Source organism: Veillonella sp. oral taxon 780 str. F0422 (genome assembly GCF_000221605.1).
Classification (GTDB): Bacteria; Bacillota; Negativicutes; order Veillonellales; family Veillonellaceae; genus F0422.
On sequence record NZ_AFUJ01000016.1, the window covers coordinates 97,041 to 112,656 of the forward strand.

The window sequence follows — 15,616 nt, forward strand, 5'->3', positions numbered from 1 at the left end:
GTTTGTGCTATGATGGGGGTATGTTTACGCTATACATTGGATTGGCATGGCGTATGTTAGGAACTTGAGTCAGATTTTGGTGCCTATGAAATACTGGTGGTAGATATAAGCGATGCTTACTACTAGAAGGGTCTCAACTCATAGGAGTGGTGTCTAATATAGCGAAATGTATATGGAACGAGATAAACCGGGTGTACATGATTAGGACGATAAGTGCTAACAATGAGAAGATAGGAGTAATGGACGACTATGGAACGAATATCATGGAATGAAATAGATTTTGTAAAGGTAGGCAATGCTACAGATACGATTGGAAAAACAGGATTGACTGTATTGCGCTTTCCTGATGGTGCCCGAGGGGGACTGCATATTAGTGGCGGTGGTCCTGCGGCCCGTGAAAGCGGTGTCCTAGATCCGACGACAGCGCCAACGCCGGTGAATGCCTTGGTCTTAGGTGGAGGATCCGCCTTTGGGCTATGTGCCAGCGATGGTATCATGCAATCCTTAGAAGCGCGGAATATTGGATTTCCCACAGCTTATGGCGTAGTTCCCATTGTATGCCAAAGTGATATTTACGATTTATCTTATGGCAATCCCAAAGCACGCCCTACGGTAGAGATGGCTCGTGATGCTTGTGAAAGGACTTTCACAAGTACAGAACCTATGTCTGGGAATGTAGGTGCTGGGACAGGGGCGACCGTAGGCAAGGTGTGCGGCATGGAACGGGCTATGAAGGGCGGTATCGGTTATGCGGCAGCGAAACTAGGGGATCTCGTAGTAGGCGCCGTCGTGGTAGTGAATGCCTGTGGCAATGTGTACGATCGACAGGGTCGTGCCCTAGGGGGTGTTATGGATGAAGGGCGTCAGCACATATTGGATGCTTGTCAGCTGATATTTGACCAATATGAAGGAATTAGTGAAAGTAAACCTCTATTAGGTGAATCTGTGACATCTAGGGTGGGTAATGAGCCGTTACAGGGTAGTCATTCCCAATATGAAGCGGCCCTAGGTATGGAAAAAGGAAACACTACTATCGGCGCTATTGTGACGAATGCTGCCTTTCATAAAGGGGAATTAACTAAGATTGCCATGATGGCTACGAATGGCTATGCACGGTCTATTCGACCAGTGGGGACCCTGTCCGATGGGGATACAATTTACGCCTTTTCTGTGACTGCAGAGTCTGAAATTCTGTGTGGGATAAGTAAGCCTATAGTAGGCGATGTGAATGTGGTAGGCACTTTGGCTGCGGAGTTAATGTGCGAAGCCATCGAAGATGCTATGCGATCTAGCAAGATAGATAATTCCGAGTTTTTAACAAATATAATTGATTTACACGAAGTGAAAATTTAAAATATATAAAAAATACTTGCATTTTATATGAAAGTACTATATAATAACTCTTGTATTATTCCTCGATAGCTCAGCAGGTAGAGCAATCGGCTGTTAACCGATCGGTCGTAGGTTCGAGTCCTACTCGAGGAGCCATACAAGGCCCGTTGGTCAAGCGGTTAAGACACCGCCCTTTCACGGCGGTATCGGGGGTTCGATTCCCCCACGGGTCACCATATGGACGATTAGCTCAGCTGGGAGAGCGCCTGCCTTACAAGCAGGATGTCGGCAGTTCGATCCTGTCATCGTCCACCATAGCTAAGAACCATCCGAATGGATGGTTCTTTTTTTATGTCGGCATTTGTGTCGTCACTTATGATGCTATGTAGCCTGTGGCGTTCTTAACTTAATGGCAAAAGGGAAGAGCACGGTATACCCCTCTCAAACGGCATTTCATGATGTTTGTTTGGGGCACACCGTGCTCTTCTTGCGTTTGTGAGAGTTAGGTAGTAAGGGAACGCCACAAGGTTACTACGCCTAACTGCGTTCCTCAGGGGAAGGTTACTAAATAGTAAAAGGGAAGAGCACAGTATACTCCTCTCAAACGGCATTTCATGATGTTTGTTCGGGGCACACCGTGCTCTTCTTGTGCTTGTATGATTTAGGTAAAAAGGAACGCCACAAGGCTACTACTCGTAACGGCGTTCCTCAGAGGGAGGTTGTTTTGGACTACGTTGTGATTTTCTGTGTGTAGGATATTGGTATGAATGCCATAAGGTGTAACTATATTATGGTACTGTTTCTATGAGAGTATTACAAGGCTGTGTATGCTTACAAGTTGGGGAGTTGGTGTATACTTTAGGTAATATAATTAGAGAAAAAATCTAGGAGGGATAGCTATGAGCGGATTTGTGCAGCCAGATAAAGAGGCAGAAAAAGCATTTCGGAAGATGGTGAAGGATAGTATTCTATTGATGCTAGCATCGTTATAATAAAAAGCTGTAACACAATGTACTATTGGGTCACAGCTTTTATATTTATTCGTTCGAAAATAATACACATTATGACGAACATATGTTATACTGTTAATGAAGAGTAAAACGTGGTTTAGGTTCATCTCCGAAAGGGGGTGATGCTATGTCAGTATTTGAAATACTTTCCCTAGGGATTAATTTCTTAATGCTCATAGTAGCGATTATCACCTTATATGTAATACTACAACGTAAGTAGTGTTTCTATAAAAGAAACCGTGCCTAATGTAAAGAGAAGTATCTCATCACGTTAGGCACAAAAATCAATTTTTTGATGAGCCTAACGCGCCACACGTTTTGCTCTTCTTTATATATAGGATAGCATATTTTGCAAAAAAGGTAAATGCAATCGTCTTTATATAAGGTCAAATATGGTAAAATATAGGTAGAATAGCAGAGGAAAAGATAGTATAAAGTGGGAAACCGTGAAAAGGTTTTTTGCTATATTTTGACCAAATTATGGATAGACCCAATAAGGTCTAAAAGATACGTATTGGAAGATGACTTAGGCACCAATAACTAAGATGAAATGGAAAATCTATGAAAGACAAACGAACGTTAACATATACAATTGAAAATACGATAGCACCGACGTTAGGGGAATGGCTAGATATTCATCAATTTCCTCGGAAAACGATGAAAGAACTCTTCAGGGCCAAGGCTGTTCGATTAGATGGACAACTGTGTACGGCGAAATCTGAACTTTCACAGGGGATGGTATTAGAAATTATCCCTTTAAAAGAGAGCCTTGACCACGATTCAATAGAAATACCCTTAACAATAGTCTATGAAGATGAAGATATTCTTATTGTAGATAAAGCATCAGGAATCACGATGAATTCGAAAGAACAAGTATCCTTAGCGAATGGAGTAGCCCACTATTTTAAAATACATAAGATTTACGGAAAAGTACGATTTTTAAATCGTTTGGATCGAGACACGTCTGGATTGGTAGTAGTAGCCAAGCATGGTTTGGCACAGCACTTTTACCAAATGCAGATGGATGACAATCGGTTGGAAAAATGGTACCGAGCGACGGTACAAGGGCGATTGGCACAAGCTCATGAGGTACTAGAATTACCTATCCGCAAAAGTGCAGATGGCATCCATCAAGAGGTACACCCAGAGGGTGTGATGACAAAAACGGAATATGAAGTACTACACTATGATGCGGCACAAGATACAACAGATGTGCGTATTCGCTTGTGGACGGGCAAGACCCATCAAATTCGAGTGACTATGGCACATATAGGATATCCCTTGGTATATGATCCGTTGTATGCTGATGAGGGAGTGTTGGAATCCAGACAGAGTGCATGGGGGATAGATGAGGCACAATGTCATAAAGGCTTGCAACAAGAGGTAACGAATACAGCGAAAGGACAGATAAAAGACATAGGTAAGACGTTTGCCCTTAGGGCCTATCGCTTAGTGTGCTATCACATGCGAACAGGTGAGCAAATCGTAATAGAAGTACAATAGCCGTATATTGTTATAACTGTAGTTAATAACCTAATTCTTACCAATACTATAAAAAACGCGAAAAAGCACGAGAACTAAAATCGTGCGCGAAATCGCGTTTTTTGTGTGCGAAAATTTTAGAATCGTGCTTTTTTGTTCCATATTTAGTTTCTATGTGTGATATAAAAAGCTATCGCTATTATGTTGTAGGGATGACCATAGCACTCTCCACTATTTATGGCAGGTAATGCACACCCAGTTGTTTTCTGTAGTAGTAGATAAATTGATAAATCCAGCCGCTGAGGCTGCATCGATAAGTGTTTGTTCTTCTCCCTCTTGAATGCCACTCATAATGAATACGCCCTTTGGTTCTAGACAACGGTAGGCATCGTCTAATAAACGTAACAAGATAGGGGTAATAATATTAGCCACGATGATAGAGGCAGTGGTACTAATGCCTTCTAGCAAATTATTCGTTTGTACTTGCACTACGGACGCTAGCTGGTTTAGTTCAACGTGATGTTGTGCATTAGCCGTGGCGTTTTCATCCAGGTCGAAAGCAGTCACAAAACGAGCGCCGAGAGCACCTGCGGATAGAGCAATAATCCCAGATCCGGTGCCTACGTCGAAGACCGTACTTTTAGGGGTTAAATGCTGAGACATCGCTTGGATCGCCAATCGTGTAGTAGGATGGTCGCCAGTACCAAAGGCAATGCCTGGTTCGATGCGGATCACACGTTCATCATCGCGAGGACTATACTCCGCCCAATCGGGAATAATCGTCAAATGTTCCGTCATTGAAATCGGAGGATATTGTGTTTTCCAATCATCCCAACCAGACTCATCAGCCATAGTAATAGATAGATTGAGGGGGCCGAAATCCATGGTGAAAGTACTTTGTAACTGCTGAATCTCACTGTTGATGAGAGCTTCTAAGTCATCGACAGCATATAGGTCGGGATCGATATAAGCTTTCACAGTCACATCAGAGGAATCATACAGCTCCTCACGGTCTGGTTTGATAATACCAAATCCATCATCTGTGAGTTGATCAAATTCATAGGGATCTTCCGTATAGACCCCTTCTGCACCTAGTGCGAGCAATGTATCTGTTATAAGTTCAGACGCTTCATGTGTCGTGGTCAGTGTAATTTCTAGCCATGCCATAGTGGTACCTCGTAAATAAAACGCAAATAAAACACAAATGCAACGTAAATATAGTGTATATATAACAAAAGCATAACGTAATCATAAGCGGTTATATTATCATGTATACTAACGTATCTGTAGTTCGAAGTCGTGTTCACCGTTACTAATGACGACGTTAGTTATCACTAGTATACTATCATATCTGTCATACTTAGCGAAACCGCTTCTTGTAGGAAATTCTAAATATAGTACTATCTAATACATAGGGAGCACTTTCATTTGCAAAAACTGCGATTTTTTCCATTGAAGAAAAATTCATTTGCAAAAAGTGCGAAAATTTCCATTGAAAGTTTGCATTGTTACCAAGGTGGGAAAAATGCTATATTTTAAACTCAATGTAGATATACTCAAGTCATGCTAGAGGCTCACAAATTCATAGTAATGGGGATATAAGAAAAGGATAGCCGAGTCAATCTCAGCTATCCTTTTTGCGTTACATATTATTTTTTCTTAAGTTTGTACGCAATGTACAGAGCACCAATCCAAACGGGAATGATGTAGATGGACGTGCGCATGGAATCCATTGTTAACATAACGCCTACTGCCATAGCGATGAAGGCAAAGCAGAAGTAATTTGTAAACGGATACAAGATGGATTTGAATTTCAATTCATCAAGGCGACCCTCACGAGCAAATTGTTTGCGGAATTTAAGGTGCGTCACTGGAATGATGAACCATGCAATGATGAGACCAGCTACGATGATAGCCAATAATTGTAGGAACACATCACTAGCACTTGGGAAGATGTATGTTAAGAATACAACGATCAAGGCTAAGGCTGCACAGAACAAGGTAGCGATCAATGGCACTCCTGTAGCTGTTAAATTCTTGAAGATTTTAGGTGCATCACCAGATAATGCCATGCTGTGCAAAATACGAGAATTACTGTATAGCAAGCTATTGTACACAGATAATGCGGCTACTACAACAACGAAGTTCAAGATATGTGCGGCTGCGGGAATGCCAATGTTCGTAAAGATTTGGACAAATGGACTCGCATGAGTACCTAATTCGTTCCATGGAGATAGTGCCATGATGATAGTCATCGTACCTACATAGAAAATCAGGATACGAGCTAACAACTCGTTAATCGCTTTTGGTAACGTTTTTTCAGGATTTTCAGCTTCCCCAGCAGTGATACCAATGAGTTCCACCCCACCAAAGGAGAACATCACCACAGCGATAGAGGCGATGAAACCATACGCACCATTTGGAAACAATCCGCCGTGAACCCAAAGATTAGAGAAGTTTTGCGGAAATGTACCCATATCTCCGAAAAAGATGAGGAAGATGCCGAAACCAATCATAGCAATGATGGCAACCACTTTAATGAGTGATGCAAAAAATTCCACTTCTCCATAGGCACGTACATTGATGAGATTAATCGCCGTCACTAATGTAATACAAGCTAGTGTAGTCATCCAATGGGGAATACCAGGTAACCAGAAATCTAAGTATACTGAAATAGCAGCAAGTTCCGCCATACTGGCAAGCATGTACACAATCCAGTAATTCCAACCAGATAAATAGCCAGCAAAGGAAGACCAATATTTACTTGCAAAATAAGTAAAAGAGCCAGACACAGGTTCACGAACTGACATTTCTCCTAGCATACGCATTAAAAAGAAAATAAAGATACCAGTTAATAAATAGGAGAAAATAACACCTGGTCCTACTAATTGGATTGTTGGGGCAGATCCGTAGAAGAGGCCGGTCCCCACAGAGGCGCCTAAGGCGATCATTTGCATGTGTCGACTTTTCAGTCCACGATGCAATGACGTCTTTGATTCATTATCTTTCATACTATATAACTCCCTTCCCATGTATGTTCTGAAATGATATATCTAATAGAATACCATAAACTATAGAATTAACCTAGTAAAATTTTAGTTTAGTAGAGAAGTAACGGATATATAGGTAACTATAAGTGATACTAGTTTTTTTCATACATGACTCTATACTATGCGTAATTTGCATATATAAAATCCAGTATATTCAAAGGAGTTTATAAAAGTATGTAGAATTACTTAAACAATAGACTGTTTTCGGCTGTAAAGGAGGACGATGTTCATGAAAGAATATACTAGTGATTTGATCAGAAACGTGGCGGTGGTCTCCCATGACGGGGCGGGTAAAACAGCATTAGTAGAGGCATTATTATTGTCTTGTGGTGCTGTAGACTTTGTTGGTAAAGGTCAAGATAATAAACATATTATGGACTTTGAGCCAGAAGAAATCAAACGGAATGTCACTATCCAATTAGGCATGGCGCCTTGTGAATGGAAAGGTCATAAAATTAACTTCATTGATACTCCAGGTTATTCTGAGTTTCATGGGGAAGTGCGGTCTGCTTTGCGCGCAGCAGACGGTATGCTTATGGTATTATCTGCTAGTACAGGCGTAGAAATCGATACCATTCGTGCTTGGGAGTATGGCGTAGAATTGCAAATGCCTCGTATGGCTTTCATCAATAAAATGGACGTTGAAAAAGCAGACTTCTTTGGTACCTTGGAAAAGATGCGGGAATTATTTGGTAAAGCGATTATGCCACTGCAAATTCCAATCGGTGAAGGGCCTACTTTCAAAGGTGTCGTAGACGTAGCAAAACGAACTGCCTATGTCTATGAAAATGGTAAGATGACCGAAGTAGAAGTGCCGGCAGAGCTATCTGATAAAGTAGAAGAAATTCGTGAAATGACTGTGGAAGCGGCCGCAGAGGGTAATGATACATTATTAGAAAAATATTTAGATGGACAAGAATTGACCTTAGAAGAAATTCGTCAAGGTTTGCGGGAAGGCATGTTGACGGGCCGTGTATGTCCTGTCATGTGTGGTACTGCCTTGAGCCGTATAGGTATGGACCAAGTCTTAGATCGTATGATTCGCTATATGCCAGATGCAACGAAAAAAGTGATGACCGCTATCGGAGTGGATTCCCAAGAGGAGCATATCGTGGTGGCAGATAAACCATTTACTGGCTTCGTATTTAAAACAATTCTTGACCCATTTGCAGGAAAACAAAGTTTTGTCCGTGTATTCTCTGGGGAATTGAAAGTAGGAGATAAACTCTATAATGTGACCCGTGATGTAGAAGAAAAATGGGGCAAAATGGTGACCTTAATTGGTAAACAACAAGTACCAGTAGAGGTTGCAAAAGCTGGGGATATCGTGGTCATCCCTAAATTAGCAGAAACGAAAACAGGGGATACCTTTGGTACAGCTGAATTTAAAGTGAAATATGCACCAATCCGTTTCCCACAACCTTTATACCGCATAGCTATGGTACCTGAGAAAAAAGGGGAAGAGGAAAAATTAGCGAACGCTTTGGGACGTATTTCTGAAGAAGATCCAACTTGTGAAGTGGTGAAAGATGTGGAAGGTCGTCAAATGCAAGTGCGTTGTATGGGCGATGTCCATTTAGAACATATTTTACAAAAAATGGAACGTAAATATGGAGTACGTGCAAAATTGGAAACTCCGTATATTCCATATCGTGAAACCATTCGAGGCACAGTGGAAGTAGAAGGTAAACATAAAAAGCAAAGTGGTGGTCATGGTCAATATGGTCATGTGAAGCTTGGTATTGCGCCATTATATGAAGGTGAGTTCGAGTTTATCGACAAAATCTTTGGCGGTGCTGTGCCACGTCAATACATTCCAGCTGTAGAAAAAGGTGTTCGTGAAACGTTGGAAAAAGGTCTTTTGGCAGGGTATCCAATGATTGGTATCCAAGTGACATTATTAGATGGTTCCTATCATACAGTGGACTCCTCGGAGTTGGCGTTCAAAATGGCGGCAGCCCAAGCTTTGAAAAAAGGTGTGCCTGATGCGAAACCAATTTTGTTAGAACCTGTATATAATGTGAATGTCATCGGTCCAGAAGAATTTATGGGCGATATCATGGGTGATTTGAATAGCCGCCGTGGTCGCGTACTCGGTATGGATCAAGGTGTGCGTGAAGGAATCACTGTGGTGAAAGCCCAAGTTCCATTGGTGGAAATGCTAGATTATGTAACAGTATTGCGCTCCATGACACAAGGACAAGGTGTGTTTAATATGGAGTTCAATGGATACGAAGAAGTGCCACATAAACAAGCAGAAACAATCATTGCAGGATTTGCGGGTCACGAAGAGTCGTAACTTGTGATGCTATGTAGCCTGTGGCGTTCTTAACTTAATGCAAAAGGGAAGAGCACGGTATACCCCTCACAAACGGTATTTCATAATGTTTGTTCGGGGCACACCGTGCTCTTCTTGGGATTGCTTGATTTAGGCAGTAAAGGGACGACACAAGGCTGCTACGCATAATGGCGTTCCTCAGGGGATATTGATTCAATTTTCTATGTTAATCGTAGAAGTTATTCGTTGCTTTTATAGCTAATGAAAACGCCTAACGAATAGAGGTTTTGCGGACCTCACACGTTAGGCAATTTCAATTTCCTTATTTTTTGAGATGAGCCTAACGCTAGCTGCACGTTGGTGGCTCTTCCTTTGTTGTTTTTAGTATAGCATAGTTTGTGAGAGAATAAAAGTAGAGTTTCTTGTGTGGCATAATTTAGGGAATAATGGAATGCTGTAGGGTGGCTTTGTATTACTAGGATTCTCAGAATTTGTGTTTGACCTTATATGGTGTTGCTAGTATAGTAGATAGAGATAGATACGATTCATAGGGCGCTGTGGGGTGCCTTTTATATACGGAGATAAAGGAGTAAGTCATGATATATCAAAATATTGCGATTGATTATACACAGTTTCGGTATCCGAAAGCGGTAGAGCGAGCTCTTGAGTTTTTGAAAGCGCATGATTTCACGACATTTGCAGGTGGTCGCTACCCCATAGAGGGTGACTTGATGTATGCCAATGTGGATATTGTAAACACAAGGGTCTATGAGGAGACGAAGATTGAAGGACATAAGGATTACATGGATGTACAATTTCTAGTGGCTGGGGAAGAGCAAATGGAGATTCTCATTCGTCAAACTTTTCCGGACGTGGTTGAGGCCTACGATGATAAGGATTGTTACTTTTACGATCCTACAGAAAGTGGTACGGTAAAAATTGATGTACGCCCAGGGGATTATTGTATTTTTTATCCTGGAGAATTACATCGCACCTTGATTGCACCGAATGAGGTACAAGAAATTCGCAAGGTCGTGGTAAAGATTCATAAAAGTCTATTAGCCGAGTAAGATTAGGCGTTAATAGGGTGTAGCAATGATGATAGTTAGATATTCCGTGAATTGTTAATAATTTGTAAGGGTTGTAAAAGGAGGGACTATGAACGCATATGTAATGAAAGGTATGTTACTAATTGCATTAGGCGCCGTTCTATGGGGCTTTTCTGGAATGTGCTCACAATTTGTGCAACAACAGCGGATGATGTCGGCAGAATGGGTAGTAGCTATGCGCCTTGTCATTGCTGGTGTGATTACGGTAGTAGCGGCCTTTTACCAAGGAAGAGCTTCTATTTTTAAGGTTTTTTCTGACTGGAAAGATACATTGCGGTTGGTTATATTTGGGGTCCTTGGTATGTGGATGTGTCAATATACCTATTTTAAAGCGATTGCCTATGCAGGGGCAGGGATTGCGACGGTCTTACAATATGTAGGTCCTGCATTGATTATTTTATACATATCTATTACACGTTTAACGTTACCAAGGGTGGCAGAAGTAGTCAGTGTAGTACTAGCTACGGTGGGGACGGCGATTATTGCTTTACAAGGTGTGTGGGATATATCAGCGTTAGATGATACACTTCTGACCTGGGGGATGTTATCTGCTGTAGCAGTTGGTATTTATACGCTACAACCAGTGCCACTATTGAAAAAGTATGGTACGGCACCTATCGTGGGCTTTGGCATGCTTATCGGAGGGGCCTTTGCGTGGATAGCTACACAACCGAGTTCCGAAGGAATTGTATGGGATTTGTGGACCTATGGTGGGTTTTGGAGTATCATCATTTTTGGCACAGTAGTCTCTTTTAATGCATACCTAGAAGGGGTGCGACGAGTAGGTGCTGTGACGGGATCGATACTTTCATCCATAGAACCTATTTCGGCAGCGGTACTGGCATGGTTGTTGTTGGGCAATGAGTTCACACAGTGGGATATCATAGGTATGACCCTTATCATTGTTACAATATTTATCTTGGCATGGGATAAAGGTCGCGCTACAAATAAAAGTTGACCGAATCTATAATTCGTGGTAGAACTAATAAATACAGAATGAAGGGTACAGATGCTTGTAAAAGTAGCTGTACCTTATTAGTAAGTGGGGGCATCTTAAAGCCTGTATAGGGTAGATAGATACGTTTCTTGAGGTTGCGTGTAGGAGGAATAGATGGCACGAACGGTTGGTATTATTGGATTAGGATTGCTAGGGGCCTCTCTAGCAAAAGCATTACGAGCATATACGACATATGATGTCATCGGTTACGCGCGGCGTCAGGAAATTTGCGACCTCGCCTTGGCTGATGGTTGTGTATCACAGGCTTTCACAGCGGTGGAACCTGTTATCATGGGTGCGGATATTGTGGTCTTTGCCTTACCACCACAGACAAATAGTGAACTTTTTGTGAAAGTAGCCTCACTGTTCCGACCAGGGCAAGTGGTGACTGATGTGTCCAGTGCGAAAGATGAGTTTGTTCATGCTGTGTATGCGCATATTCCTGAAGGAGTTCATTTCGTGTCGGTCCACCCTATGGCAGGTTCTGAAAAAGGTGGCTATGAAGAAGCTCATAAAGACTTATTTCAGAAAATGGGGTGGATTGTCCTAGAAGATGAGGAACAACCAGCCTACGATGCTACCGTGGCACAGGAGCTAGCTGACATGGGTAGAGCTGTGGGTTCTCGCATCGAATACGTGGACATGAAGCGCCACGATGAGTGCTTAGCTATGGTGAGTCATATGCCGCATATGTTGGCATCTGTTATGATTACCGCCGTAGGTAATGATGAACTGGGAGATAAGCGCATGAGCTTGTCGGCGGGAGGCCTACGAGACAGCACTCGTACCGCCAGTGGTCTGCCGAGTATGTGGCAAGAAATTATCTACGGAAATCGTACGAATGTGTTGAAAGCCATTGAACAAGTAGAGCAAGAATTAGCTGCTGTAAAACAATTGCTCCATGCGGATGATAATGGAGATAGTTTAGGGCAGTACTTAGAGCGAGCGAAACAGATACGAGATCGTTTGCCGAGTCTGACAATCGATAAGAACTAATATATTTGAAAGTGCAACCTCGCTCTTTATCCATGCCTGCCCATAGATAAGAGCTAATGTGCTTGATAGTACAACCCAGGTACCTATCCATATCTTTGCTTAGTAGTGAAATAGCATGAACGATGCATGCATTGCAATGTAATACGAGGGAAAGCTTTCAACATAGGAGATAGGCAGAGCCTGTGATATAATAGGAATAGATGATTGAAAAAAATCGGCATAGCATATGCATGTGCATGTGCATGTGAGAGCTTTCAAAAATATGTTACAAACAGGAAACATGATAGAGATAGATATAAAAGGCAAACATAGAAAGGAGCGATAGTATGACAGACGCAGCGCAAAACATTGTGGATCAAGTGCTAGAAGAAGTACAAAATACGCCAGGTGTAGGAGTAGACAATCCCTCGGAAGTGGCGAATCAAGCGTTGCAAGACACATTGGTAGCGAGTGTAATCCCTGAGGAGTATTGGCCTGAGATTGTATCTTGGGTATCCGAAACGGGTTTAGATACAGTCTATTTAGACAGTCGTGACCGTATAGGTGCATGGTGGGCGTCTAAAGAAGTGCGCTCCATGGGGTATACCTTGAATTTTACGAAATGTGGCAAGGTACCTAGTGAATGGTTCCCTGTGGGTGAACATTGGAAAGAGGCAGAAGTGGAGGCGCGCTATCGCTTGGTAGCAAGCTGGGAATCTTTAGTGGAGAACGGCGCCTTAGAGAAAGTTGAATTAGAATGAAAGTAACAAAAAGCGTACCTTTATCGGTGGGGGCACTCAGTGTCCCTATCTTTATAGAATTATTTTTACTCATGTTATTGGGCAATGTGGACCAATTCATGCTCAGCCAGTATGCAGAAACGGCAGTGGCTGCCGTAGCCAATGCGAACCAGATTATCAATATTATCTTGTTTTTGCTCATTGTCATGAGTACAGCTACCACCATTTTAATCGCTCAATATTTGGGAGCTAAGCGTGCCGATAAAATTGATGAAGTATATACGATTAGCGTTGCCTTTCATACGGTGTTCAGTGTTATCGCAGGGGCTGTGGTCATTATCTTTCATCAAACTCTCTGCGAATGGCTTGGGGTCCCAGCGGAGATTATAGAAGAAACCGCACTCTATTTAAATATCACCGCTGCCAGCATTCCTATTACGGGTATCTACATGACCTATGTAGCAGTGTTTCGGGGGCACTCCATGCCTCGTATCACCATGTGGATTGCCCTTGTCATGAACGTGGTCCATATTATTCTGAATTACGTACTTATCTACGGTTGGGGTTCCATCCCAAGCATGGGTGTCTTAGGCGCATCCGTATCGAGTGTGATTAGCAAGGCATTGGGACTGGGTCTTATCATCTGGTGTCATCAATCACTGTTGACAGCTCGTCTGAAAGTAGAGTATCTTCGCCCATTCCGTTGGGAAACGCTACGACAATTGCTGTTTATTTCCGTACCATCCGGAGGGGAAACCTTGTCATACCAACTGTCACAGACAGTTATCATGAAAATGGTGAACCTCATGGGGCTCGTGGTGATTACAACGAAAGTGTATGTATATATCATCGCTACTTTCTGCTATATGTATACAATTGCTTTGGCCAATGCAGCGCAAATCGTGGTAGGATTCCTTATGGGGGCTAAACGAGAAGAAGAAGTGTCCCGCCGTGTGTGGCTCACAACGGCAGCAGGCGTTTCCATCGGTGTTGGATTGAGTACCTTCTTTTATTTTGCCTGTGAACCCGTGATGCGCCTTGTGACGGATAATCAGGAGATTATAGATCTGGCGAAAGCGGTCTTGTTTATTGAAATTTTCCTAGAAATTGGACGTGGTGCCAATATCGTATTGGTACAATGTTTGCAAGCAGCAGGAGATATTCGAATCCCTATGTTTGTCGGCGTCTTTGGTATGTGGGCCTTTGCGGTGACTTTGTCCTACTACTTTGGTATCGTCCTTGGTTGGGGACTTGTAGGCGTGTGGATTGCCATGGCTATTGATGAGATTATACGAGCGATGACATTTGTGTGGCGGTGGCAGTCAAACAAATGGAGAGGTCGTTCGCTCATATCGGTTTAAATTCCATAGTGCGATGAAAGTAAGGAGGGGAGCCCCCGTGTATTCCGCAAAAACTGCCCTACGCGAAAGTTTTTGCGGAATACACGGGGGCTCCTTTGCGTTTATCGAGGGGTAGGAATTTAAACCGCTCTGAGCAGGTGGCGACCTAGGGGGAAGAGTGTGGTTTGAGTCGCTGTGTATATGGCGGAATGGGAGAAGCTCACCGACGTGAGGTATATAAATAAGTAACATCTTTTCCCCACCAATTTTCCCCCGGTCTGTTTCAATTTTTATAGTTTCATCTTTGCTACTGTATAGGAAGCCCACATGTATGTTGTCAAAACTTTCGCGTAGGGCAGTTTTTACAACATGCATGTGGGCGACTCCACTCTAACAACGAAATGAATATAAAAATTGAAACTGACCGAAAAATACTTTATAATGGAATCAACTTGGCATAGTCTAGGGCTATGCTTTTTTGTATTCTTATGATGGGTTTCACATAGGAGGACGTATGAGTTTATATGAAAGTACATTGGCACGGATTGTGCCACGGAATAAAGAGATTGAACGAGCAATTGGGGAACAGTGGAGTAAGGGGACTCCATACGGTTCATATGGTAAGTTAGCGACGATGGTAGAGCATTATGCGGCGGCGACGAATCAAGTAAATCCAGCAGCTCCTAAGCCTTGTATGATCATCGCCTCTGGTGACCATGGTGTGGCAAAAATCGGTGTCAGTGCCTACCCGCAAGAGGTAACAGTGCACATGACTATGAACTACTTGATTCCCAAAGGGGCCGCAGCCAATGCGCTAGCGAATTATTGTGGTGCTCAAATTGAAGTCATCGACGTAGGGGTAGCGGCAGATATGTCCGCTGTGCCAGGCTTACACCATCACAAGGTAATGCCGAATGGTACGAACAACATGTTAGAAGAACCAGCTATGCCTATGGATAAAGCTATTGAGGCCGTTGAGGTGGGCATTGCTTTCGTAGAAGAAAAAGTGAAAGAAGGCTTCAACACCTTCCTAGTGGGGGAAATGGGTATCGGCAATACTACGTCCAGTGCGGTGATTACAGCAAAATTCTCCGGACTTTCAGCGGATGAAGCAACGGGACGAGGCACGAATATTTCGGACGAACGATTGAAAGTAAAACAAAAGGTCGTTTACGATGCGCTAGTAAAATATGCAGATATTCCACCTACAGACGGATTGGGCATCTTGTCTGCCGTAGGGGGATTGGAGTTCGCTTGCCTAGTAGGGGTTATCCTAGGGGCGGCTGCGAATCATGCGTTGGTG

General features: G+C 42.8%; 12 protein-coding genes and 3 tRNA genes. 13 read left to right on the forward strand and 2 right to left on the reverse strand.

Going from position 1 to position 15,616, the window contains the following annotated elements:
• The first annotated feature begins 249 nt into the window (after positions 1-249).
• The 6 genes from HMPREF9200_RS02475 to HMPREF9200_RS02495 all read left to right on the forward strand — a co-directional run bounded on the left by HMPREF9200_RS02475 (position 250) and on the right by HMPREF9200_RS02495 (position 3,845).
• Entirely contained in the window at positions 250-1,353 is a 1,104-nt protein-coding gene (locus tag HMPREF9200_RS02475; RefSeq protein WP_009353195.1) for a P1 family peptidase, read from the forward strand.
• A 59-nt stretch (positions 1,354-1,412) separates the two neighbouring features.
• Positions 1,413-1,488: transfer RNA gene (locus HMPREF9200_RS02480), tRNA-Asn, on the forward strand.
• Positions 1,489-1,493: 5 nt separating this feature from the next.
• Positions 1,494-1,568: transfer RNA gene (locus HMPREF9200_RS02485), tRNA-Glu, on the forward strand.
• Between the two features lie 3 nt (positions 1,569-1,571).
• Positions 1,572-1,647 (forward strand) — tRNA-Val (locus tag HMPREF9200_RS02490).
• A gap of 822 nt (positions 1,648-2,469) precedes the next feature.
• Positions 2,470-2,562 (forward strand): putative holin-like toxin, encoded by a 93-nt coding sequence (locus HMPREF9200_RS09180; RefSeq protein ID WP_369688075.1) that lies wholly within the window; start codon positions 2,470-2,472, stop codon positions 2,560-2,562.
• Between the two features lie 341 nt (positions 2,563-2,903).
• Positions 2,904-3,845, forward strand: coding sequence for an RluA family pseudouridine synthase (locus tag HMPREF9200_RS02495; RefSeq protein ID WP_009353170.1), 942 nt, complete (start codon positions 2,904-2,906; stop codon positions 3,843-3,845).
• A gap of 210 nt (positions 3,846-4,055) precedes the next feature.
• Here the strand turns inward: HMPREF9200_RS02495 and prmA are convergent, their stop codons facing one another.
• Together prmA and HMPREF9200_RS02505 are read right to left on the reverse strand one after the other, a co-directional pair.
• Complete coding sequence (gene prmA / locus HMPREF9200_RS02500; protein ID WP_009353206.1) at positions 4,056-4,991, reverse strand: 50S ribosomal protein L11 methyltransferase; 936 nt, start codon at positions 4,989-4,991, stop codon at positions 4,056-4,058.
• Positions 4,992-5,473: 482 nt separating this feature from the next.
• Positions 5,474-6,835, reverse strand: a complete 1,362-nt coding sequence (locus HMPREF9200_RS02505) for an amino acid permease (protein WP_009353213.1) — start codon at positions 6,833-6,835, stop codon at positions 5,474-5,476.
• A gap of 268 nt (positions 6,836-7,103) precedes the next feature.
• On the opposite strand from HMPREF9200_RS02505, the gene fusA reads away from it, so the two are divergent.
• The 7 genes from fusA to HMPREF9200_RS02545 form a co-directional block, all read left to right on the forward strand.
• On the forward strand, positions 7,104-9,173 hold the full coding sequence (gene fusA, locus HMPREF9200_RS02510; protein ID WP_009353209.1) for an elongation factor G: 2,070 nt from the start codon (positions 7,104-7,106) through the stop codon (positions 9,171-9,173).
• 575 nt (positions 9,174-9,748) lie between these two features.
• Positions 9,749-10,222: a YhcH/YjgK/YiaL family protein gene (locus tag HMPREF9200_RS02515; RefSeq protein WP_009353158.1), complete on the forward strand. Its 474-nt coding sequence runs from the start codon at positions 9,749-9,751 to the stop codon at positions 10,220-10,222.
• A gap of 88 nt (positions 10,223-10,310) precedes the next feature.
• On the forward strand, positions 10,311-11,219 hold the full coding sequence (locus HMPREF9200_RS02520) for a DMT family transporter (RefSeq protein WP_009353172.1): 909 nt from the start codon (positions 10,311-10,313) through the stop codon (positions 11,217-11,219).
• Positions 11,220-11,372: 153 nt separating this feature from the next.
• Positions 11,373-12,254 carry a prephenate dehydrogenase/arogenate dehydrogenase family protein gene (locus HMPREF9200_RS02525; protein WP_009353174.1) on the forward strand — a complete coding sequence of 294 codons (882 nt, stop codon included), beginning with the start codon at positions 11,373-11,375 and terminating at the stop codon, positions 12,252-12,254.
• A 326-nt stretch (positions 12,255-12,580) separates the two neighbouring features.
• Complete coding sequence (locus HMPREF9200_RS02530; protein ID WP_009353193.1) at positions 12,581-12,994, forward strand: hypothetical protein; 414 nt, start codon at positions 12,581-12,583, stop codon at positions 12,992-12,994.
• Positions 12,991-14,334, forward strand: coding sequence for an MATE family efflux transporter (locus tag HMPREF9200_RS02535; protein ID WP_009353194.1), 1,344 nt, complete (start codon positions 12,991-12,993; stop codon positions 14,332-14,334). The genes HMPREF9200_RS02530 and HMPREF9200_RS02535 overlap by 4 nt, the downstream gene beginning before the upstream one ends.
• Before the next feature lie 493 nt (positions 14,335-14,827).
• A partial coding sequence (locus tag HMPREF9200_RS02545) for a nicotinate-nucleotide--dimethylbenzimidazole phosphoribosyltransferase (RefSeq protein ID WP_009353212.1) occupies positions 14,828-15,616 on the forward strand: 789 nt, incomplete at its 3' end.